The organism is Micromonospora humi, from assembly GCF_900090105.1.
Classification (GTDB): Bacteria; Actinomycetota; Actinomycetes; order Mycobacteriales; family Micromonosporaceae; genus Micromonospora; species Micromonospora humi.
The window spans coordinates 56,619-81,000 of the sequence record NZ_FMDM01000008.1; the positions used below are offsets into that span (position 1 = coordinate 56,619).

8 protein-coding genes and 1 pseudogene are annotated in these 24,382 nt (G+C 75.4%); 7 read left to right on the forward strand and 2 right to left on the reverse strand.

The window, feature by feature from the left end; all coding sequences use genetic code 11:
- Positions 1 to 7 precede the first annotated feature (7 nt).
- The 3 genes and pseudogenes from GA0070213_RS16815 to GA0070213_RS16825 form a co-directional block, all read left to right on the forward strand.
- Positions 8 to 4,753 (forward strand): annotated as a pseudogene (locus GA0070213_RS16815) (type I polyketide synthase); the annotation flags it as partial.
- Positions 4,754 to 4,786: 33 nt separating this feature from the next.
- Entirely contained in the window at positions 4,787 to 15,421 is a 10,635-nt protein-coding gene (locus GA0070213_RS16820) for a type I polyketide synthase (RefSeq protein WP_091064518.1), read from the forward strand.
- 13 nt (positions 15,422 to 15,434) lie between these two features.
- Positions 15,435 to 17,021 (forward strand): acyl-CoA carboxylase subunit beta, encoded by a 1,587-nt coding sequence (locus tag GA0070213_RS16825; protein ID WP_091064521.1) that lies wholly within the window; start codon positions 15,435 to 15,437, stop codon positions 17,019 to 17,021.
- Positions 17,022 to 17,085: 64 nt separating this feature from the next.
- Here GA0070213_RS16825 and GA0070213_RS16830 read toward each other — a convergent pair whose 3' ends face one another.
- Positions 17,086 to 17,841, reverse strand: coding sequence for an ABC transporter permease (locus GA0070213_RS16830; protein WP_091064524.1), 756 nt, complete (start codon positions 17,839 to 17,841; stop codon positions 17,086 to 17,088).
- Between the two features lie 16 nt (positions 17,842 to 17,857).
- Entirely contained in the window at positions 17,858 to 18,811 is a 954-nt protein-coding gene (locus GA0070213_RS16835) for an ABC transporter ATP-binding protein (protein WP_091064528.1), read from the reverse strand.
- Positions 18,812 to 19,028: 217 nt separating this feature from the next.
- Between GA0070213_RS16835 and GA0070213_RS16840 the strand changes: the two genes are divergently transcribed.
- From GA0070213_RS16840 to GA0070213_RS16855, 4 genes are read left to right on the forward strand one after another with little or no spacing between them, the layout of a single operon-like run.
- Entirely contained in the window at positions 19,029 to 19,799 is a 771-nt protein-coding gene (locus tag GA0070213_RS16840) for a thioesterase II family protein (RefSeq protein ID WP_091064532.1), read from the forward strand.
- 34 nt (positions 19,800 to 19,833) lie between these two features.
- The gene (locus GA0070213_RS16845) at positions 19,834 to 21,573 is read left to right on the forward strand and encodes a fatty acyl-AMP ligase (RefSeq protein WP_091064535.1); all 1,740 of its coding nucleotides are present in this window, start codon (positions 19,834 to 19,836) and stop codon (positions 21,571 to 21,573) included.
- Positions 21,570 to 22,541, forward strand: a complete 972-nt coding sequence (locus tag GA0070213_RS16850) for a beta-ketoacyl-ACP synthase III (RefSeq protein WP_091064538.1) — start codon at positions 21,570 to 21,572, stop codon at positions 22,539 to 22,541. The genes GA0070213_RS16845 and GA0070213_RS16850 overlap by 4 nt, the downstream gene beginning before the upstream one ends.
- A gap of 30 nt (positions 22,542 to 22,571) precedes the next feature.
- Complete coding sequence (locus tag GA0070213_RS16855; protein ID WP_091064542.1) at positions 22,572 to 24,335, forward strand: acetyl/propionyl/methylcrotonyl-CoA carboxylase subunit alpha; 1,764 nt, start codon at positions 22,572 to 22,574, stop codon at positions 24,333 to 24,335.
- Positions 24,336 to 24,382: the final 47 nt, after the last annotated feature.

Sequence of the window (24,382 nt, forward strand, 5' to 3'; positions counted from 1 at the left end):
AGGCGCCATGACAGACCAGAACAAGCTCCTGGAATATTTGAAGCGGGCCACGGTCGACCTTCGGGACACGCGGGAGGCGCTGCGCGCCGCCGAGGACCGGGCCCGGGAGCCGATCGCGATCGTGGCGATGGGCTGCCGGTATCCCGGCGAGGTGGCCAGCGCCGAGGACCTGTGGCACCTGGTGGCGGCCGACGGTGACGCGATCGGCGCGCTGCCGTCCGACCGGGGCTGGGACGTCGACGCGCTCACCGCCGCCGCCGGCGGGCCGCGCGAGGGTGGCTTCCTCAGCGGCGCCGGTGACTTCGACGCCCAGCTCTTCGGCGTCTCGCCGCGCGAGGCACTGGTGATGGACCCGCAGCAGCGGCTCATGCTCCAGGTCGCCTGGGAGGCGCTGGAGCACGCCGGCGTCGACCACACGCTGCTGCGCGGCACCCGCACCGGGGTCTTCGTCGGCGCCATGTACCACGACTACGGGGCGCTCGTCGGCACCGCCGGTGACCACGCCGAGAGCTACCTGGCGACCGGCAACGCCGGCAGCGCCATCTCCGGCCGGGTGTCCTACACCTTCGGCTTCGAGGGGCCGGCCGTCACGGTCGACACCGCGTGCTCGTCCTCGCTCGTCGCGGTCCACCTCGCCGCGCAGTCGCTGCGCCAGGGGGAGTGCACGCTCGCGCTGGCCGGCGGCGTCACCGTGATGGCCACGCCGTCGGTGCTGACCGGCTTCACCGTCGACAGCGGTCTCGCCGCCGACGGGCGCTGCAAGTCGTTCGCCGCGTCGGCCGACGGCACCGCCTGGTCCGAGGGCGCGGGGCTGCTCGTGCTGGAACGGCTGAGCGACGCCCGGCGCAACGGGCATCCGGTGCTGGCCCTGGTGCGCGGCAGCGCGGTCAACCAGGACGGCGCGTCGAGCGGGTTGACCGCCCCCAACGGCCCGTCCCAGCAGCGGGTGATCGCGCAGGCGCTGGCCGGCGCCGACCTCGGCCCGGGCGACGTCGACGTGGTGGAGGCGCACGGCACCGGCACCACGCTCGGCGACCCGATCGAGGCGCAGGCGCTGCTGGCCACGTACGGGCGGAACCGGCCGCCGGACCGTCCGCTGTGGCTCGGGTCGGTGAAGTCGAACCTGGGGCACACCCAGGCCGCCGCCGGGATCGCCGGGATCATCAAGATGGTCATGGCGCTGCGGCACGGGCTGCTGCCGCGCACCCTGCACGTGGACGAGCCGACACCGCACGTCGACTGGTCGGCCGGCGAGATGCGCCTGCTGACCGAGCCGGTGCCCTGGTCGCGTTTCGGCAGCGCCCGGCGGGCCGGGATCTCGTCGTTCGGGGTCAGCGGCACCAACGCCCACGTCATCGTCGAGGAAGCCCCGGCCGCGTCGCCCGCCGCCGCGACCCGCGAGCCGGCCGGCCCGCCGGCCACGGTGCCGCTGCTGCTGTCGGCCGGCTCCGCCACCGCGCTGCGCGAGCAGGCGGAACGCCTGCGGGCCCGGCTCGCCGCCGACCCCAACGTGCCGCTGCTCGACGTCGGCTACTCGCTCGCCACCGGCCGCACCCTGCTCGACGAGCGCGCGGTCGTGCTCGCCGGCGACCACTGCCGGGCGGCCGCGAGCCTGACCGCCGTCGCCCAGGGCACGGCCGACCCCGCGGTGATCAGCGGGACCGCCCGCCCCGGCCGGCTGGCCGTGCTCTTCACCGGCCAGGGCGCCCAGCGCCTCGGCATGGGTGCGGAGCTGCGCGCCGGATTCCCGGTGTTCGCGGCGGCGTTCGACGAGATCTGCGACCGCTTCGACGCGGTGCTGGACCGGCCGTTGCGTACGGTGATCGACTCCGACGCCGACGCCCTGCAGCAGACCGTGCACACCCAGGCCGGGCTGTTCGCCCTCGAGGTGGCGCTGTACCGGCTGGTGGAGAGCTGGGGCGTCGTCCCGGACGCGCTGCTCGGCCACTCGATCGGCGAGCTGGCCGCCGCGCACGTGGCCGGGGTGCTGTCGCTCGACGACGCCTGCACCCTGGTGGCCGCCCGTGGACGGTTGATGCAGCAGTTGCCGCCCGGCGGCGCGATGCTCGCGGTCGACGCCACCGAGGACGAGGCCGTCGCCGAGCTGGCCGACTTCGCCGGCCGCCTGGACGTGGCGGCGGTCAACGGGCCGGCCCAGGTGGTGGTGTCCGGCGACGAGGACGCGGTGTTCGAGCTCGCCGCCCGCTGGACCGCGCAGGGCCGGCGCAACAACCTGCTGCGTGTCTCGCACGCGTTCCACTCGGTCCGGATGGACCCGATGCTCGACGAGTTCCGGGCGGTGGCGGAGAGCCTGACGTACGCCGCCCCGCGGATCCCGATCGTGTCCAACGTGACCGGTGAGGTCGCCGAGCGGCTGGACGCCGCACACTGGGTCCGGCACGCCCGCCGTGCCGTCCGGTACGCGGACGGGGTGGCCTGCCTGCAGGCGGCAGGCGTGACGCGCTTCCTCGAACTCGGGCCGCACCCGGTCCTGACCGCGCTGACCCGGCACTCGCTCACCGAGCGCGCCGACGCTCCGGCGGTGATCGCGCCGGCGCTGCGGCAGGGCCACTGCGAGACCGCGACCCTGCTCGCCGCGCTCGCCGAACTGCACGTGGTGGGCCAGCCCGTCGACTGGGCCGCGGTCTACCGGGTGTGGGGCGGCGCCAGCGTCGTCCTGCCCACCTATCCGTTCGCGCGGGACCGCTACTGGCCGGTCCTCGCCCCGCCGCGGGCCGAGGTCACCGGCGCCGGGGCGTTCTGGGCGGCGGTCGACGACGACGACGTCGCCCGGTTCACCGGCCTGCTCGGCGTCGCGCCGGACACCCGGGTGACCGAGCTGCTCCCGGCGCTGTCGGCCTGGCGCGGGCAGGCCGCCGAACAGGCCGCCACCGACTCGTGGCGTTACCGGATCGAGTGGCGGCCGGCGCACCCGACACCGGCCCGGCTGACCGGCACCTGGCTGGTGGTGACGCCGGGCGGCGACGACGAGATCGTCAGCGACGTGGCCGGCGCGCTGAAGGCCGGCGGCGCCGAGTCCCGGGTGGTCATCGTCGGCGGTGACCGGGTGACGGCGGCGGAGAGCCTGCGGCCGTACCGGTCGGCCGAGCTGGCCGGCGTCGCCTGCCTGCCGGCGACCGGGGGCGCGGCGTGGCTGCTCGGTGTCACCCAGGCCCTGCACGACCTGGACTGGAACGTGCCGCTGTGGTGCCTGACCCAGGACGCGGTGACCGGCGACGACCCGCACCTCGACCAGGTGTGGGGCCTCGGCCGGGTCGCCGCGCTGGAGTTCCCGCGGTGGTGGGGCGGCCTCGCCGACCTGCCGGCCGAACTCGACGTGCTCGCCGCCCGGCACCTGGTGAGCGTGCTCGCCGACGGCCGGGAGGACCAGGTCGCGGTCCGTGCGTCCGGGGTGACCGCGCGCCGGCTGGTCCGGGCGCCGGCCCGGCCGCGCACCGGGACCGGTTGGACGCCGACCGGCACCGTGCTGCTGACCGGCGGCACCGGCGCGCTCGGCGGACACGTGGCGCGCTGGCTCGCCGACCGGGGCACGCCGCACCTGCTGCTCGCCGGCCGTCGGGGCGCGGACACCCCCGGCGTGCCGGAACTGGTTCGCGACCTGGCCGACCGTGGCGCGCGGGTGACGGTCGCGGCCTGCGACGTCACCGACCGGGACGCGGTGGCCGCGCTGCTCGGCACCGTGCCGGCGGAGCACCCCCTGTCCGCGGTCGTGCACGCCGCCGGCAGCGGCACGGTGTGCCCGATCACCGAGCTCACCCCGGGCGGCCTGGCCGACGCGATGCGCGCGAAGGTGGTCGGCGCGGAGGTGCTGGACGACGTGCTCGGCGACACGCCGCTCGACGCGTTCGTGGTGTTCGGCTCGATCGCCGGTGTCTGGGGCGCGGGCGGGCAGGGCGCGTACTCGGCGGCCAACGCCCACCTCGACGGCCTGGTCCGGCGGCGCCGGGCCCGCGGGCTGCCGGGCACGTCGGTGGGCTGGGGCCCGTGGGCGGGCGCCGGCATGGCGGCCGGGGACGGAGCCGACGCGTACCTCCAGCGGCGCGGCCTGCCCCCGATGGACCCTGGTCTCGCGGTGGCGGCGCTGGCCGGTGCGGTCGGCGGCGGCGACGGGTGCGTGGTCGTGGCCGACGTCGAGTGGGACCGGTTCGCCCCGGCGTTCACCGCGCTGCGGCCGCAACCGCTGCTGACCGGGCTGGCCGACGCCGCGTCCGGCGGGACGGCCGAACCGGACGGCCGGGACAGCGAGCGGGACCGGCTCGCCGCGCTGCCCGCGGCCGAGCGGCCGGCGGCCGTCCTGGAGCTGGTGCAGCGGCACGCCGCGGCCGTGCTCGGCTATGCCCAGCCGGCCACCCTGCGGGTCGACCGCGCGCTGCGTGACCTCGGCATGGACTCGGTGACCGCGGTCGAGCTGCGCGACCGGCTCGGCCGGGCGGTGGGCGAGCGGCTGGCCGCCACCGTCGCGTTCGACCACCCGAGCGTCCGCGCGCTCGCCGAGCACCTGGACACGCTGCTGTTCGGCGGTCGGGCCGAGGACGACGACGACACCCGGATCCGGCGGGCGCTGCAACTGATCCCGCTGTCGCGGCTGCGCGGCGCCGGCCTGCTCGACACGCTGCTGAGCCTGGCCGAGCCGGAACCGGGTGCCGACCCGCTCCCGCTGACCACCGACGAGATCGACGACCTGGACGGCGAGGACCTGCTGCGGCTGGCGCTCGGCGAACGGGCCTCCTGAACCGACCGACGCGACGACCCGCTGGAGTTCAAGATGGCTTCGACCGAAGACTACGTGGCCGCGCTGCGGTCGTCGTTGAAGGAGACCGAGCGGCTGCGCACGGCGAACCGGGCGCTGACCGAGGCCGCCACCGAGCCGATCGCGATCGTCGGGATGGCCTGCCGGTTCCCCGGCGCCGACTCGCCGGAGGCGCTGTGGCGGCTGGTCAACGACGGCGACGACGCGATCACCGGCTTCCCGGACGACCGGGGCTGGACGGTGGACCCGGACGGGCCGGCGTACGCGGCCCGGGGCGGCTTCCTCACCGGCGGCGCCGACTTCGACGCCGAGTTCTTCGGAATCTCCCCGCGCGAGGCGCTGGCCATGGACCCGCAGCAGCGGCTGCTGCTGGAGACGTCGTGGGAGGCGATCGAGCGGGCCGGGATCGACGCCGACGACCTGCGGGGCAGCCGCACCGGCGTGTTCGTGGGCGCGGCCACCTCCGGCTACAACTATCTGCTGGCCGACGAGCCGGCGGCGGAGGGGCACGCGCTCACCGGCAGCGCCACCAGCGTGCTCTCCGGCCGGGTCGCGTACACCCTCGGGTTGGAGGGCCCGGCCGTCACCGTCGACACCGCCTGCTCGTCGGCGCTGGTCGCCTGTCACCTCGCCGCGCAGGCGCTGCGTCGCGGGGACTGTGTCACCGCGCTCGCGGCCGGCGTCACCGTGCTCGTGTCGCCCGAGGTGTTCGGGGAGTTCGCCAAGCAGGACGGCCTGGCCTCGGACGGCCGGTGCAAGCCGTTCGCGGCGGCCGCCGACGGCACCGGCTGGGCCGAGGGCGTCGGCGTCCTGGTGCTGGAACGGCTCTCCGAGGCGCAGCGGCTCGGCCGGCGCGTCCTGGCCGTGCTGCGCGGCAGCGCGGTGAACTCCGACGGGGCCAGCAACGGCCTGACCGCGCCCAGCGGTCCGGCGCAGCGCCGGGTGATCCGGCAGGCGCTGGCCGGGGCGGACCTGACGCCCGCCGACGTCGACGCGGTCGAGGCGCACGGCACCGGCACCCGGCTCGGCGACCCGATCGAGGCCGAGGCGCTGCTGGCGACCTACGGCCACGGCCGGTCCGCGGCCGATCCGCTGTGGATCGGCTCGGTGAAGTCGAACATCGGGCACACCCAGGCCGCCGCCGGCGTCGCCGGCGTCATCAAGATGGTGCTGGCGATCCGGCACGGCCGGCTCCCGCGCACCCTGCACGTGGACGAGCCGACGCCGTACGTCGACTGGAGCGCCGGCGGCGTCGCGGTGCTGGCCGAGCCGGTGAGCTGGCCCCACCGGGACCGCCCGCGCCGGGCCGGCGTCTCGTCGTTCGGGGTGAGCGGCACCAACGCGCACGTGATCCTGGAGCAGGCGCCGGTGCCACCGGCCGGCGAGCCGGTCGAGGCGGTCGCCGGCCCGGTCCCGTGGGTGGTGTCCGGGCGTACCGCCGCGGGCCTGCGCGCCCAGGCCGAACGGCTGCGGGTCTTCCTCGACGAGGACACCGACCGGCCCGCGGTCGCCCGGGCGCTGGCCGGCACCCGCTCGGCCATGGAGCACCGGGCCGTCGTGCTGGCCGGTCCGCAGGGGCCGGCCGGGTTGGCAGCGGTCCGGGACGGGCACGCCGCGCCCGGGGTGGTCCGGGGCACGGTCAGCGCGGGCAAGCTCGCGTTCCTGTTCACCGGCCAGGGCGGCCAGCGGGTGGGGATGGGGAGGGAGTTGCACGCCACCTATCCGGTCTTCGCCGCGGCGTTCGACGACATCTGCGCCCGCTTCGATCCCCACCTGGACCGTCCGCTGCGCGACGTGGTGTGGCACGACGCGGAACTGCTCGACCGGACCGCCTACACCCAGGCCGGGTTGTTCGCGGTCGAGGCCGCGCTGTTCCGGCTGGTCGAGTCGTGGGGTGTCGTGCCGGACGTGCTGCTCGGCCACTCGATCGGCGAACTGACCGCGGCGTACGTGGCCGGGGTGCTCTCGCTCGACGACGCGGTCACGCTGGTCGCGGCCCGGGGCCGGCTGATGCAGGAGCTTCCCACCGGCGGCGCCATGCTGTCGGTGCGTCTCGGCGAGGCGGAGGTCGCCGCGGCGCTGCCGGACGGCCTCGACATCGCCGCCGTGAACGGCCCGGAGTCGGTGGTCGTCTCCGGTGACGCCGAAGCGGCCGCCGCGTTCGCGGCGAGCTGCGCCCGGGACGGGATCAAGACCCAGCGGCTGCGCGTGTCGCACGCGTTCCACTCGGCCCGGATGACGCCGATGCTGGACGCGTTCCGAGCGGTGGCGGCCGGGCTGAGCCACGCCGCGCCGCGGATCCCGATCGTGTCCAACCTGACCGGCACGGTGGTCGACGGGTACGACGCCGACACCTGGGTGCGGCACGTGCGGCGCACGGTCCGCTTCCACGACGGCGTGCAGGCGCTCGCCGAGCTGGGCGTCCGCCGCTACCTGGAACTCGGCCCGGACGGCGTGCTCACCGGCATGGCCCAGCTCGGGGTGGACGGTGCCGCCCAGGCCGAGGACCTGGCCCCGCCGGTGCGGGTGGCCGCCCTGCGCCGCGAGCGGCCCGAGCCGGAGACGCTGCTGGAGGCGGTCGGTGCGCTGTTCACCGTCGGCGTCGGCGTCGACTGGGCGGCCGTCGTCGGGCGGGACACCGGCCTGCCGGCCGAGCTGCCGACGTACGCGTTCCAGCGGGACCGCTACTGGCCGGCGCACCGTGCCCCGGCCGCCGACGACTGGCGATACCGGCCGGTGTGGACGCCGGTCACCCCGACGCCGGGTCCCCGCCCCGGCCCCCGGCTGGTCCTGGTGCCCGAGGGCGTCGCGGCCGAGGACGTGGTGGCCGCGCTCGGCGACGACGTCACGGTCCTGACCCTGACGGCCGCCGACCTCGACCGGGCCGCCCTGGCCGCGCGCCTGGCCGCCACCGGACGGGACTTCGGTACGGTCGTCTCGCTGGCCGGGCTGGCCGACGAGCCGATGCCCGACGGCGTGGTGGCGCGCGGCGCGGCGCTGACGCTCACCGTGCTCCAGGCGCTCGGCGACGCCGGCGTCGGCGCGCCGCTGTGGACGATCACCCGGGACGTCTCCGCGCACCCGTTCGCCGCCCAGGTGTGGGGGCTCGGCCGGGTGGCCGCGCTGGAGCACCCGGAGCGGTGGGGTGGCCTGGTCGAGGTGCCCGCCGACGCCGACGACGCCACCCTGCGCCACCTGGCCGCCGTGCTGGACGACGGCACCGAGGACCAGGTGGCGATCCGGTCCACCGGGGTGACCGCCCGCCGGCTCGTCCGCGCCGCTTCGCCGAACGCCGCCTCGCCCGTCGTGGGCTCGCCGGCCGCCGCCGGCCCGGTCGGCAGTGACGGCACCGGGCTCGGGAGCGGGGGCGCCGTGCTCGTCACCGGCGGCACCGGAGCGCTGGGCGCGCACGTCGCGCGCATGCTGGCCGACCGGGGCGTCGGGCACGTCGTGCTGACCGGCCGGCGCGGCGCCGACACCCCCGGCGTGGCCGACCTCGTCGAGGAGCTGGCCGGACGCGGCACCACGGTCACGGTCACCGCCTGCGACGTCGGCGACCGGACCGCCGTCGCCACGCTGCTCGCCGGCATCCCGGACCTGGTGGGCGTGGTGCACGCGGCCGGCTCGGGCGAGTTCGGCGCGCTGGCCGACGCCGACCCGGACGGGTTCGCCGCGACCCTGCGGGCCAAGGTGGCCGGCGCCCGGCACCTGGACGAACTCACGGCCGACCTCGACTTCTTCGCCGTGTTCAGCTCCGTGGCCGGGGTCTGGGGCAGCGGGCAGCAGGGCGCGTACGCGGCCGCCAACGCGTTCCTCGACGCCCTTGTCGAACAGCGTCGGGCCGCCGGCCGGCCGGGCCTGGCGCTCGCCTGGGGGCCGTGGGCCGGCGCGGGCATGGCCGGCGACGCGAGCACCCAGGAGTACCTGCGCCGGCGGGGCCTGCGGGCGATGGACCCGGCGCGTGCGGTGGCCGTCCTGGCCGCCGCGCTGGACGGCGACGACGGATGCCTGGCCGTCGCCGACGTCGACTGGCCCACCTTCGCCCCCGCGTTCACCGCGTCCCGCCCGCAGCCGCTGCTCGCGCTCCTGCCGGAGGCGGCCGGCCCGGCCGCCGTCGCGCGCCCCGGCGGCGACCCGCCGGCGTTCGCGGTCACCCTGCGCGGGCTGCCCGCGGCCGACCGGGAGCGCGCGCTGCGCACCCTGGTCCGCGAACAGGTGGCGGTGGTTCTCGGGCACCGCGACGTGGCCGGCGTGGACGTGCGGATGCCGTTCAAGAAGCTCGGCTTCGACTCGCTGACCGCGGTCGAGCTGCGCAACCGGCTCAGCGCCGAGACCGGCCTGACGCTGCCGGCCACTCTCGTCTTCGACCACCCGACGCCGGTGGCGTTGGCCGGCCGGCTGCGGGAACTGCTGGCCGACGAGCCCGTCGCCACCCCGAACGACGAGCCGGCCACCCGCACCGAGCCGGACGAGCCGATCGCCATCGTCGGCATGGCCTGCCGCTACCCGGGCGACGCGGACAGCCCCGAGGCGCTGTGGCGGCTGGTCGACGGCGACGGCGACGGCCTCGCCCCGTTCCCCGCCGACCGCGGGTGGGACCCGGCGTCGCTCGACGACCCGGACGCCCGGGGCGGCTTCCTGCGCGACGTCACCGGGTTCGACGCCGACCTGTTCGCCGTCTCGCCGCGCGAGGCGCTCGCCATGGACCCCCAGCAGCGGATGCTGCTCGAGGTGGTCTGGGAGACCTTCGAACGGGCCGGCATCGACCCGCGCTCCACCGCCGGCACCCGCACCGGCGTGTTCATGGGCACCAGCGGCCAGGACTATCTCGGCCTGCTCGCCGTCGCCGGCGCGGAGACCGACGGGCACCAGGGCACCGGCAACGCGGCCGCGGTGCTGTCCGGCCGGGTCGCCTACACGTACGGGCTGGAGGGTCCCGCGCTGACCGTGGACACCGCCTGCTCCTCGTCGCTGGTGGCGCTGCACCTGGCCGTGCAGGCGCTGCGCAACGGCGAGTGCGCGACCGCGCTGGCGGGCGGGGTGACGGTGATGGCGACGCCGACCGCGTTCGTGGAGTTCCGCCGCCAGCTCGGCCTCGCCGCGGACGGGCGGTGCAAGCCGTACGCGGCCGCCGCCGACGGCACCGGGTGGGGCGAGGGCGCCGGCGTGCTGCTGCTCGAACGGCTCTCCGACGCGCGACGCAACGGGCACCGGGTGCTGGCTCTGGTCCGGGGCACGGCGGTCAACTCCGACGGCGCCAGCAACGGGCTGACCGCGCCGAACGGGCCGGCCCAGCAGCGCGTGATCCGGGCGGCGCTGGCCGCCGCCGGGTTGCGGCCGTCCGAGGTGGACGTGGTGGAGGGGCACGGCACCGGCACCCGCCTCGGCGACCCGATCGAGGCGCAGGCCCTGCTGGCCACCTACGGGCAGGACCGCGCGCAGCCGCTCTGGCTGGGCTCGGTGAAGTCGAACATCGGGCACACCCAGGCCGCCGCCGGCGTCGCCGGTGTGATCAAGATGGTGCAGGCGATGCGGCACGACCGGCTGCCCCGCACGCTGCACGTGGACCAGCCGACGCCGCAGGTCGACTGGGCGTCGGGGGCGGTGCGGCTGCTCACCGAGCCGGTGCCGTGGACCCGTGCCGGGCACGCCCGGCGGGCCGGCGTCTCGTCGTTCGGCATGAGCGGCACCAACGCGCACGTGATCCTGGAGGAGGCGACCGAGACGGCGACCGAGGCGGTCACCCCGACGCCCGCCGTGCCGTCCTGGCCGATCTCCGGGCGTACCGATGGGGCGTTGCGCGCCCAGGCCGCCGCCCTGCGCGACGTCGACGCCGAGCCGGCCGCGGTCGCCCGGGCGCTGGTGGCCGGGCGGGCGGCGCTGGAGCACCGGGCCGTGGTGGTGGGCGCGGACGCCGCCGGCCTGGCCGCCGCCGCGACCGGCGCGACCGCGACCAGCCTGGTCACCGGGGTACGGTCGGCGGCCGCCGCCGAGGGCGGCGTCATCCTGGTCTTCCCCGGCCAGGGCGGCCAGTGGGCCGGCATGGCGGCCGACCTGCTCGACACCTGCCCGGTCTTCGCCGACCGGTTCGCCGAGTGCGAGGCGGCGCTGGCCGCGCACCTGGACTGGGCGGTCGGCGACGCGTTGCGGGCCCGCGACGAGTCCTGGATGGAACGCTCCGACCTGCTGCAACCGGCGCTGTGGGCGGTGATGGTGTCGCTGGCCGCGGTGTGGGAGTGGCTCGGCGTCGACGTGGCCGGTGTGGTCGGGCACTCGCAGGGTGAGCTGGCCGCCGCCGTGGCCGCCGGCGCGCTGAGCCTGCGTGACGGCGCGCGGATCTCGGTGGAGCGGGCCCGGATCCTGCTCCGGCTGGCCGGTCAGGGTGGCCTGCTGGCCGTCGGGGCCGGCGTCGACCGGGCCGAGGCGCTGCGCGACGGCGTGGACGGCGCGGTGATCGGCGCGGTGAACGGCCCGCACCTGGTGGTGCTGTCGGCCGACTCGGCCGGCCTGGCCACCATCGAGGGCCGGTGCGCCGAGCAGGGCCTCTGGTCGCGCCGGGTGGCGATCGACTACGCCTCACACTCCCGCCAGGTGGAGTCCGTCCGCGACGACCTGCGCGCCGCGTTCGGCACGGTGCGACCGACGGCCGGCCGGATCCCGTTCTACTCGACGGTCACCGGTGGCCTGCTCGACACCACCGCGCTCGACGCCGACTACTGGTACGACAACCTGCGCGACCCGGTCCGGTTCGACGAGGTCGTGCAGGGGCTCGTCGCCGCCGGGCACACCACGTTCGTCGAGGTGAGCCCGCACCCGGTGCTGGCCGCCGCGCTGCAGGACCGGGTCGACGCCGCCGGTGGCCTGGTGACCGGGACGCTGCGCCGCGGCCACGACGGCTGGACCCAGCTGCACCGGGCCGTGGCCGAGCTGTGGGTGCGCGGCGCCGCCGTGGACTGGTCCGTGCTCACCCCGCCCGGCCCGGTCGCCGACCTGCCGACCTACCGGTTCCAGCACGAGCGGTTCTGGCCCCGGGTGCGGGCGAGCGTCGGCGACGTCACCGCGGCCGGGCTGGCCACCGGCGACCACCCGCTGGTCGGCGCGGCGGTGACGCTCGCCGACGGCGATGGGCTCGTGCTCACCGCCCGGATCTCCGTCACCACCCACCCGTGGCTCGCCGACCACCGGGTGCTGGGCCGGATCGTCTTTCCCGGCACCGCGTTCGTCGAGCTGGCCGGGCAGGCCGGACGGCTGGTCGGCGCCGGCGCGCTGCGGGAGCTGACCATCGCCGCGCCGTTGGTGCTGCCGCCGAGTGGCGACGTGCTGCTGCAGGCGCGGGTCGGCGGCCCGGAGAGCGACGGCGTCCGCACGGTGCGCGTCGCCGCCCGGGCCGGGGACGACGCCCCCTGGGTGCGGCACGCCGACGGCCTGCTCGCCGACGACACCGCCCAGCCCGATTTCGACCTGCGGGAGTGGCCACCCGCCGGGTCCGAGCCGGTCGGCGTGGACGACACCTACCACCTCGCCGCCCACGCGGGCCTGGACTACGGCCCCGACTTCCGGGGACTGCGCGCGGCCTGGCGGCACGGCGACGACGTGCTGGCCGAGGTCGAGCTGCCCGAGACCGTGGACACCGACTCGTACGCGGTGCACCCGGCGCTCTTCGACGCCGCCCTGCACGCGGCGGCGCTGGTCGGTGGCGGCGAGGGCGCGCGGCTGCCGTTCGCCTGGACCGGCGTCACCGTGTACGCGGCCGGCGCGCGGACGCTGCGGGTGAGGCTGCGCGCGGTCGGCGACGACGGCCTCGTCGTGCAGCTGGCCGACGCGACCGGCGACCCGGTCGCCACCGTCGAGCGGCTGGTGTTCCGCCCGGTCGCCGGCGACAGCCTGACCCGTGCCCCGCGCCTGGACGACGCGCTGTTCCGCGTCGAGTGGGACGAGAGCCCGGCGGCGGGCAGCACCGCCGGCCGGACCTACCTGGCCGTCGGTGACCTGACCGTGCCCGACCTGCCGTTGCTGGCCGCGATCGCGCCCGGCGCGCCGGCCGACCTCACCCGCCGCACGCTCGACGTCGTGCAGGGCTGGCTCGCCGGCGACGACGACTGCCGGCTCGTGGTGCTCACCCGCGCCGCCACCCCGGCCGGCGGTCCGGTGGACGACCTGGCCGCCGCATCCGTGCTGGGCCTGCTCCGCTCGGCCCAGAACGAGCACCCCGGCCGGATCGTCCTGGTGGACACCGACGGGCTGCCGGAGTCGTGGGCGGTGGTGGCCGGCCCGCTGCCGGTCGACGAGGAGCCGCAGCTCGCGGTACGCGCCGGCGTGGTGCTCGTGCCGCGCCTGAGCCGGGCCCTGCCCGCCGCGCTCGTGCCCCCGGCCGACGGACCGTGGCGGTTGGAGGCCGGCGCGGACGGCACCCTCGACGGTCTGGAACTGCGCCCCGCCCCGGCGGCCGCGGTGCCGCTGGACGCCGGTCAGGTCCGGATCGCGGTGCGGGCCGCCGGTGTCAACTTCCGGGACGTCGCCATCTCGCTCGGCCTCACCGACCAGCAGGGCATGGGCACCGAGGCGGCCGGCGTGGTCACCGAGGTCGGCGCGGACGTCACCGACCTGGCTCCCGGCGACCGGGTGTTCGGCGCGATCGGCGGCGCGTTCGGGCCGGTCGTGGTGGCCGAGCGCGCGCTGGTGGCCCGGATCCCGGACGGCTGGAGCTTCGCCGAGGCGGCCTCGGTCACCACCGTATACCTGACCGCCTGGTACGGCCTGCGCGACCGGGGCGGTCTGCGGGCGGGGGAGACCCTGCTGGTGCACGCCGCGGCCGGCGGGGTCGGGATGGCCGCGGTCGAGCTGGCCCGGCTCTGGGGTGTCGAGGTCTTCGCCACCGCGAGCCCGACCAAGTGGGACACGGTCCGCGAACTGGGCGTGGCCGACGACCACCTGGCCTCCTCGCGCACGCTCGACTTCGCCGACGCCTTCCGGGCCGCGACCGGCGGCAAGGGCGTGGACATGGTGCTCCACTCGCTGACCGGCGAGTTCACCGACGCCTCGCTGCGCCTGTTGAGCCCGGGCGGCCGGCTGATGGACATGGGCAAGACCGACAAGCGCGACCCGCTGGAGGTGGCCGACCGTCACCCCGGCGTCCGGTACGACGCGTTCGACCTGTTCGAGGCCGGCGCCCCGCGCATCGGCGAGCTGCTGCGCGAGGTGCTGCGCCTGTTCGACCAGGGCCGGCTGCGGATGTTGCCGATCACCGCCTGGGACGTCCGGGACGCGCCGGCCGCGTTCCGGCACATCAGCCGGGCCCGGCACGTCGGCAAGAACGTCTTCACCGTGCCCGCGCCGCTGGACCCGGCCGGCACGGTGCTGGTGACCGGCGGGACCGGGCAGCTCGGCGGCCTGCTGGCCGAGCACCTGGTGACCGCGCACGGGGTGCGGAACCTGCTGCTCACCAGCCGCCTCGGCCCCGAGGCGCCCGGCGCCGCGGAGCTGACCGCGCGGCTGCGGGACTCCGGCGCCACGGTCGAGGTGGTCGCCTGCGACGTGGCCGACCGCGCCGCGCTCGCCGCACTGCTCGACGGACGCCGGCTGACCGGTGTGGTGCACTGCGCCGGCGTGCTGGACGACGGGACGTTCGCCGCGATGTCGGCGGACCGGATCGACACCGTGTTCCGGCCCAAGGCCGACGCCGCGTGGCACCTGCACGAGCTGACCGCCGGCCAGGACCTGGCGATGTTCGTGCTCTACTCGTCGGTAGCGGCCACGTTCGGCTCGCCCGGGCAGGCGAACTACGCGGCGGCCAACAGCTACCTCGACGCGCTGGCCGTGTACCGCCGCGGGCTCGGCCTGCCGGCGGTGTCGCTCGGCTGGGGACTGTGGTCGGCGGCGAGCGGGATGACCGCCCACCTCGACGGCGCGAACCTGAGCCGGGCCACCCGGGCCGGCGCCGCGCTGGACTCCGCCACCGGCCTGGCGTTGTTCGACGCGGCGGTCACCCTGCCCGGCGCCCATCTGGTGCTGTCGGCCCTGGACCGTGCCGGCTTCGGCGACACGGTGCCGCCGCTGCTGCGCCGGCTGGTGCGCCCGGCCGTGCGCCGGGTCGCCCCGGTGGCGGCCGCCGGGGCGGTGCCGCTGGCCGAGCGGCTGGCCCCGCGCTCCGCGGCCGAGCAGGACGCGTTCCTGCTGGACCTGGTGGTCGCGCACGCCGCCGCGGTGCTGGGGCACCCGACCACGGACGCGGTGGGCGCGGAACGGGCGTTCAAGGACCTCGGCTTCGACTCGCTGACCGCGGTCGAGCTGCGTAACCGGCTCACCGCCGAGACCGGCGTACGGCTGCCGGCGACCCTGATCTTCGACCACCCGACCCCGCTGGCGCTGGCGACCCGGGTCCGGACCCTGCTGCTGCCGGACCGGAGCAGCCCGGAGGCGGTGCTGCGGCGCAGCCTGGACGACGTGGAGACGGCCCTGGGCGAGGTCGTCGAGCTGGACTCCAACGAGCGCTCCCGGCTGCGGATGCGCCTGGAGGTGCTGCTGGACCGGGTCCGCGCCGTCGGCGACGAGGGTCCCGGGTCGGCGGCCGGGCGCGGCGACGACGACCTGGAGTCGGCCACCGCGGACGACATCTTCGCCCTCATCGACAGCGAACTCGGAACGTCCTGAGAGGACTCTCCTGATGCCTGAGCAGACAGCCACGGAGCCCACCACCGCCGAGCGCATCGCCGCCCTGGACGCCCGGCACCGGCAGGTGGTGGAGACGGCCGAGGACCGGGCCCGGCAGAAGCAGCACCAGAAGGGCAAACTCACCGCCCGCGAGCGACTCGACCTGCTCTTCGACAGCGGCTCGTTCGTGGAGCTCGACGAGTTCGTCCGGCACCGGTGCACCGAGTACGGCATGAGCGGCGACCGGCCGGACGGGGATGGTGTGATCACCGGCTACGGCACCGTCGACGGCCGGCAGGTCTGCGCGTTCTCCCAGGACTTCACGATCCTGGGCGGCAGCATGGGCGAGGCGTGCGGCGGCAAGGTCATGAAGCTCATGGACCTGGCCATGAAGATCGGCTGCCCGGTCGTCGGCATCAACGACTCCGGAGGCGCCCGGATCCAGGAGGGCGTGCTCTCGTTGGCGCACTACGCCGAGATCGGACGCCGCAACGTGCTCGCCTCGGGGGTGATCCCACAGATCTCGCTGATCATGGGACCGTGCGCCGGCGGCGCGGTGTACTCGCCGGCGATGACCGACGTCACGGTGATGGTGCGCGACACCTCGTACATGTTCGTGACCGGTCCCGAGGTGGTCGCCGCGGTGATGGGGGAGCGCACCACCCGCGACGAGCTGGGTGGCGCGGAGACCAACAGCGAGGTCGCCGGCAACGTGCACCACGTGGCCGACGACGAGCCGGCCGCGATCGCCTGGGTCCGTGACCTGCTGGGCTACCTGCCCAGCAACAACCTCGAGGAGCCGCCGGTGTTCGCGCACGCCGGCGCGCCCGAGGTCACCGACCGCGACCGGCACCTGGACGGCATCATGCCGGACTCGGCGAACCGCACGTACGACATGGTCGAACTGATCGAGCGGGTCGTCGACGAGGACTCGCTGCTGCCGTTCCAGGAGTCGTTCGCGCCGAACATCATCTGCGCGCTGGCCTCGGTCGAGGGGCGCTCGGTCGGCGTGGTGGCCAACCAGCCCGGCCACCTGGCCGGCGCGATCGACCTGGACGCGTCGGTCAAGGCGGCCCGCTTCGTGCGGATGTGCGACGCGTTCCGGATCCCGATCCTCACCCTGGTCGACGTGCCCGGCTACCTGCCCGGCGTGCAGCAGGAACGGATGGGCATCATCCGGCACGGCGCGAAGCTTCTGTACGCGTACTCCGAGGCCACCGTCCCGCTGGTGACCGTGGTGGTCGGCAAGGCGTACGGCGGCGGCTACGCGGTGATGGGCTCCAAGCACCTCGGCGCCGACATCAACCTCGCCTGGCCGACCGCGAAGATCGCGGTGATGGGCGCCGGCGGGGCGGTGCTGATGCTCTACCGCAAGGCGCTGGCCACCGCCGAGGGCGCCGACCGCGAGCGCCTGCTGGCCAAGTACACCGAGGAGTACCGGCAACTGTTCGACTCGCCGTACATCGCCGCCGAGCGGGGCTACGTCGACCGGGTGATCCGCCCGTCGCAGACCCGCCTGGAGGTGGCCCGCGCGCTGCGCGCGCTGCGACACAAGCGGGCTGAGCTGCCCGCGAAGCGGCACGGCAACATCCCGCTCTGACCGCCGCCACGCGGAAGAGGCCGCCACGCCCCGTCGGCGTGGCGGCCTCTTCCGGTCAATTGCATTACCGGATGCTGCGGGCGAACTGACGCGACGCCCAGACGACCGAGAGGGTGGTCAGGACCGTCAGGATGGCGAAGCTCTGCCAGACCACGGGCGTCTCCGGGCGCCCGGCGAACAGCTCGCGCATGCCCCGGACCACCCACGAGAACACGTTGAAGTCGGCCACGTTCTGCAGCCACACCGGGGCCAGCGCCAGCGGCAGCAGGATGCCGGAGAGCATCAGCAGCGGGTGCCCCACCGTGTTGATCAGCGGGCTCAGGATGCCCTCGGTCTTCAGCTTCAGCGCCGCCCCGTTGGACAGCGCCGACATGCCGAGCGCGATCATGCCGACCAGCAGGAACCCGAGCAGCAGCTCGGGCAGGCGTACGGTCAGGCCGAACAGCATCGCGGTGACCGTCACGATGGCGGCCTGGAACAGCAGGTTCGCGACGTCCTTCAGGGACCGGCCGAGCAGCAGCGCCACCGTGCTCATCGGCGTCACCCGGGCCCGCTCGATCATGCCGGCCCGCAGCTCGACGAGCATGTTGAAGCCGGCGAACATGCCGCCGAAGATGGCCAGCAGCACCAGCAGGCCGGGCACGAACGTCGTGTACGCCGCCCCGGACGTCGGCGCGTTCAGCGCCCGCTGGAGCAGCGGCGCGAACAGGAACAGGTAGACCAGCGGATCCAGGATGCTGAGGAAGATCCAGATCGGGCTGCGGATGATCTGGCTGATCTGGCGGTGGAACACCAGCCAGGTGCCGCGGGCGACGTTCATGGCGGCGGGCCCCCTTTCAGGCTGCGGTGAGCGAGCGGCCGGCTTTGGCCAGGAACACGTCGTCGAGCGACGGACGGTGCACCTCGATCGTGTCCGGCACGATGCCGGCGTCGTCGAGGTCGTGCAGGATCTTCGGCAGCACCCGGTTGCCGGAGTCGACGAACAGGCGCAGCCCGTCGTCGGTGGATTCGAGCCGGGTCACGTAGGCGGCCCCCGTCATGATCTTCTCGGCGTCCGGGGTGCTGCCGTTCAGCCCGAGCGTGACCACGTCGCCGGCGACCTGACGCTTCAGCTCCTCCGGCGTGCCCTCCGCGACGACCTGTCCCTTCTCGACGATGGCCACCCGGTCGCACAGGGCGTCGGCCTCCTCGAGGTAGTGGGTGGTGACGAGCACGGTCATGCCGTCGGCGCGCAGGCGCTCGATCTCGCCGCGGATGTCGGCCCGGCCGGCCGGGTCGAGACCGGCGGTCGGCTCGTCCAGGAACAGCACCCGGGGCTCGTTGATGAGGCCCATGGCGATGTCCACCCGCCGCCGCTGGCCGCCCGAGTAGGTCTTGCACCGCCGGTCGGCGTAGTCGGTGAGCTTGAACGTCTCCAGCGCCCGCGCGGCCCGCTCCCGGGCCTCGGCCTTGCCGATGCCGAACATCCGGGCCTGCAGGATGAGCTCCTCGCGGGCGGTCGAGTTGTCCGCGGTGCACCCGCCCTGCGAGACGTACCCGATGCGCCGGCGCACCTCGGCCGCCTCGGTGGCGAGGTCGGCGTCGGCGATGACGGCGCTGCCGCTGTCCGGCCGGATGAGGGTGGTGAGCATCCGGATCGTCGTGGTCTTGCCCGCGCCGTTCGAGCCGAGCAGGCCGAGCACCTGTCCTTTCTGGACGTCGAAGCTGACACCACGCACGGCGTCGACGTCGATGGTCTTCCGCCCGAAGCGGATCCGGTACGACTTGCGCAGTTCGTTGACCTCGATCATGTCTACTCCCAAGCGGTGGCAAGGCACGGATGCGCCACACCTGTCCATGCTCGGGGTGGGCGTGCGGTGCGGTAACCCGTAGGCCGCCCCCTACTGACCCGAGACTGCGGGCGGGCACTTCCGGATCTCTTGCGTCCGCTGTCGGCGCGTGAGGATCCTCGTCCTCACATCGAGGGTCCCGCCCGACGGGGCCCGGCCGACGTGAGGGGCGACCAGCATGACCGACGACGACGCGGGCCTGTGGATCCGGGAGTACCACCCGGCCGCGCCCGGCAGTGTCCAGCTCGTGTGCCTGCCGCACGCCGGTGGCTCGGCGAGCTACTACTTCCCGGTGTCCCGGGCCCTGGCCCCCGAGGTCGAGGTGCTGGCGATCCAGTACCCGGGTCGGCAGGACCGCCGGCACGAACCGCTGGTGCGGGACCTGCCCGAGCTGGCCCGACGGGTGCACGCGGTGCTGCGCCCGCGGACGGACCGGCCGCTGGCGCTGTTCGGGCACAGCATGGGCGCGAGCCTCGCCTTCGAGGTGGCCCGCCTGCTGGAGTCCCAGGACGGGGTGACCCCGGCGGTGGTGTTCGCCTCCGGCCGGCGGGCGCCGTCGCGGGTCCGCGACGAGCGGGTGCACCAGCTCGACGACCGCGGCCTCATCGCCGACGTGCGCCGGCTCAGCGGCACCGAGGGCGGCCTGCTCGGCGACGACGAGGTGCTGCGGATGATCCTGCCGGCCATCCGCGCCGACTACACGGCCGCGGAGACCTACCGGTACGTGCCCGGCCCGCCGCTGTCGGCGCCGATCACCGCGTTCACCGGCGAGAGCGACAGCAAGGCCACGGTCGACGAGGTGCGGTCCTGGCAGGACCACACCACCGGCCCGTTCGACCTGCACACCTACTCCGGCGGCCACTTCTTCCTCAACCGGCACCAGGCCGCGGTGCTCTCCATCATCCGGACGCAGCTCGCGGGCGTGCGGGCCGGTTCGCGCACCGCCTGACCCGGCACCACCGCGGAGCGGAAGAGGGATCGACATGACCGACACGATCACGACGACCACGTCGCCCGACCTGGCCACGATGCTGGCCCGGCGCGCGGCGGAGACGCCGGACACGGTGGCGTACTCGATGGTCCGGCCCACCGGCCGCCCGCGGGACGACGAGCTGACGTACGGCGATCTGGAGATCGCCGCCCGGGCCCGGGCGGCCGCCATGGCCGACCGTGACCTGGGCGGGCGGACGGCGGTGATGCTCTACCCGTCCGGTCTCGAGTTCCCCCGGGCGCTGCTCGGCGCCCAGCTGGCCCGGGTGCGCGCCGCTCCGGTGAAGGTGCCCAACCGGCGCAGCGGCCTGCTGCGGGTGCGGGCGGTCGCGGACGACGCCGGGGCGACCACGATCCTGACCACGGCGGCGGTCCGGGACCAGCTCGTCGCGCAGTTCGGCGACGCGCCGGAGCTGTCCGGCCTGTCCTGGCTGTGCACCGACACGGTCGCGGACGAGGTCGCGTCGGCCTGGTCGCCGCGGATCATCGTGCCGGACGACGTGGCGATGCTGCAGTACACCTCCGGCTCGACCGGCATGCCCAAGGGCGTCGTGGTCAGCCACCGGAACTTCTGCGCGAACGCCGAGGACCTGGCCCGGCGCTGGCCGGTCGCCGACGGCGGCCGGGTGGTCTCCTGGCTGCCGCTCTTCCACGACATGGGGCTGCTGTTCGGCATCGTGATGCCGCTGTGGTCGGGGGCGCCGGCGCACCTGATGGCGCCGGACGACTTCGTCCGCCGCCCGCTGGGCTGGCTGGAGGCGATCGCGGAGCTGCGCGGCACGCACACCGCCGCGCCGAACCTGGCGTACGAGCTGTGCGCTCGGGCGGCCGTCGACGCCCGGCCCGACCTGGACCTGTCCTGCCTGCGGGCGACGATCAGCGGGTCGGAGCCGGTGCGGTGGGACACGGTGCAGCGGTTCGCCGCGGCGTTCGCGCCGTACGGGCTGGAGCGGTCGTCGATCAGCCCCGGTTACGGCCTGGCCGAGAACACGTTGAAGGTGTCGGGCAGCCGGTCGACCGACCAGCCCCGGGCGCGGTGGCTCTCCGCCGCGGCGCTCGCCGACCGGAAGGTCGTGGGTGTGGCCCCGGACGACCCGGACGCGACGGCGGTGGTCAGCTGCGGTCCGGCCGACGGGCTGACCGAGGTGACGATCGTCGACCCGGGCAGCCGTACCCGCTGCCCGGACGAGACCATCGGCGAGATCTGGCTGTCCGGCCCCTGCGTGGCCCAGGGCTACTGGCAGCGTCCGGTCGAGACCGCGGAGACGTTCGAGGCCACGCTCGCCGACGGCGACCCGGCGCTGCGCTACCTGCGCACCGGTGACCTCGGCTTCGTCTCCGACGGCGAGTTGTTCGTCGCCGGGCGGCTCAAGGACGTCATCATCCGGTTCGGCCGCAACTACTATCCGCAGGACCTCGAGCAGACCACCGAGACCTGCGCCCCCGGGCTGCAACCGTCGTGCTCGGCAGCCTTCGCGGTGGACGGCGGCGCCACCGAGAACCTGGTCGTGGTGGTGGAGGTGAACGGCCGGATCCTGCGCGACACCCCGGCCGAGCAGCTCACCGCGGCCGTCCGGGCGACAGTGGAGGCGCGGCACGGGATCCCGGTCGCCGAGGTCGTGCTCATCCGCCGTGGCACGCTGCCCCGCACCACCAGCGGCAAGGTGCAACGGCGGGCCTGCCGGGCCGCCTACCTCGACGGCACCCTGGCCCGGATCGGGTCCGGCTCGTGACCGGCAGCCGGATCCGCGGCGTCGGCGCCTACCGACCGGCCCGGATCGTGCACAACGACGAGATCTGCGGCCCGATCGACTCCACCGACGAGTGGATCCGGCAGCGTTCGGGCATCGTCAGTCGCCGGTTCGCCGGCCCGGACGACACCGTGGTCAGCATGGCGACGCGGGCCGCCGACGGCGCGCTGCGCCACGCCGGGGTGACCGCGGAGAGCATCGACGTCGTCATCGTGGCGACGATGTCCTACCTGTACCAGTCGCCGGCGGCCGGCCCGCAGGTGGCGGACCTGCTCGGCGCGCACCGGGCGGCCGCCTTCGACCTCGGCGCGGCCTGCGCCGGGTTCTGCTCGGCGCTGGCCGTCGCCGACGGGCTGGTGAGCAGCGGCTCGGCCGGCCGGGTGCTGGTCATCGGGTCGGAGCGGATGACCGACATCATCGACCCCAAGGACCGGTCCACCGCCTTCCTGTTCGCCGACGGCGCCGGCGCGGTGGTGGTCGAGTCGTCCGGCAGCCGCGGCATCCACCGGGTGGTCTGGGGCGCCGACGGCGCGCGCAGCGGCGTCATCGGCCACGAGGGCTCCTGGGCCCGCACCCGCGACGACCCGGGCTTCTGGCCGGTGATGCGGATGGCCGGGCCGGAGGTCTTCCGCTGGGCGATCTCCGAGGTGGCGCCGGTCGCCGGCGAGGCGGTGCGGGCCGCCGGCCTGACCGTCGACGACCTGGCGGCCTTCGTGCCGCACCAGGCCAACGTGCGCATCATCGACCGGATCGCCGGCTCGCTGGGCCTGCCGGCGAGCGTGGTGGTCGCGCGCGACGTGGAGCACTCCGGCAACACCTCCGCCGCGTCGATCCCGCTGGCCATGGAGGCGCTGGTCAGCGCCGGCCGGGTGCCGTCCGGCGGCCTGGCGCTGCTGTCCGGGTTCGGCGCCGGCCTGACCCACGCCTCGCTGGTGGCCCGGCTGCCCTGAGGGCCGGGGTGTGAAAAGGAGCTGACCCACGTGCACACGGTCCTCATCGCCAACCGCGGCGAGATAGCGGTCCGGATCGTCCGCGCCTGCCGCGACGCGGGCCTGCGCAGCGTCGCCGTCTATGCCGACAGCGACCGCGACGCCCGGCACGTCCGGCTGGCCGACGAGGCGTACGCGCTCGACGGCGACACCGCGCCCGAGTCGTACCTGCGGATCGACAAGCTGCTCGCCGTCGCGGCGACCGCCGGCGCCGACGCGGTCCACCCCGGGTACGGCTTCCTGTCGGAGAACGCCGACTTCGCCCAGGCGGTCGTCGACGCCGGCCTGACCTGGATCGGGCCGTCGCCGGCGGCGATCCGGGTCCTCGGCGACAAGGTGTCGGCGCGGCACATCGCCGAGCAGGCCGGCGCCCCGCTGGTCCCGGGCACCGCGGAGCCGGCGCGGGACGCGGCCGAGATCGTGGCGTTCGCCGAACGCTTCGGCCTGCCGGTCGCCATCAAGGCGGCCTTCGGCGGCGGTGGCCGAGGGCTGAAGGTGGCCCGGACCGTGGCCGAGATCCCGGAGCTGTTCGAGTCGGCGACCCGGGAGGCGGTCGCGGCGTTCGGCCGGGGCGAGTGCTTCGCCGAGCGCTATCTCGACCGGCCGCGCCACGTGGAGGCCCAGGTGCTGGCCGATCAGCACGGCGCGGTCGTGGTCGTCGGCACCCGTGACTGCTCGTTGCAGCGGCGGCACCAGAAGCTGGTCGAGGAGGCGCCCGCGCCGTTCCTGACCGATGCCCAGCGCGACCGGATCCACGCCTCGGCCAAGGCGATCTGCCGGGCGGCCGGCTATCACGGCGCGGGCACGGTGGAGTACCTGGTCGGTACGGACGGCACGATCTCGTTCCTCGAGGTGAACACCCGGCTCCAGGTGGAGCATCCGGTCAGCGAGGAGACCAGCGGCGTCGATCTGGTCCGCGAGCAGTTCCGGATCGCCGACGGCGAGCGGCTGCGGTTCGACGCCGACCCGCCGCCGCGCGGGCACGCGATCGAGTTCCGGATCAACGGCGAGGACCCGGGCCGCGGCTTCCTGCCGGCACCCGGCGTGGTCTCGGCGGTGACATGGCCGGACGGGCCGGGCGTGCGGGTGGACGCCGGCATCGGGGCGGGCAGCGTCGTCGGCGGGAACTTCGACTCGCTGCTGGCCAAGGTGATCGTCACCGGCGAGACCCGGGCCGAGGCGCTGGCGCGCTCCCGACGGGTGCTTGACGAACTGGTCGTGGACGGGCTGGCGACAGTGCTGCCGTTCCACCGCGCGGTGGTCCGTGATCCCGCGTTCACCGACGAGCCGTTCCGGGTGCACACCCGGTGGATCGAGTCGGAGTGGGACAACGACGTACCCCCGTTCGCCGGCGGCGTGACGGCACCGCCCGCGCTCGAGCGCCCGAGCCTGGTGGTCGAGATCGACGGCCGGCGGCACGAGGTCACGCTGCCCGCCGGATTCGCCGGTCTCGCCACGGCGGCACCGGCCGGGTCCACGGCGTCGCCGCCTCGGCCGCGTCGGCGGGCCGGCGGCGGACGCGCCCAGCCGGCGGTGGTCGACGGTGACGCGTTGACCAGCCCGATGCAGGGCACCGTGGTGAAGCTGGCGGTCACGGAGGGTGACACGGTGGTTGCGGGGGATCTGGTCGCGGTCATCGAGGCGATGAAGATGGAACAGCCGTTGCACGCCCACAAGTCGGGCGTCGTGACCGGTCTGGCCGTCGCCATCGGACAGACGCTCTCCGCCGGCACGGCCGTCTGCCTGCTCGTCTGAGGCGCACCGGCCGGCAAATCCCCGAACGTCGCGCGGATCCGCGTTTC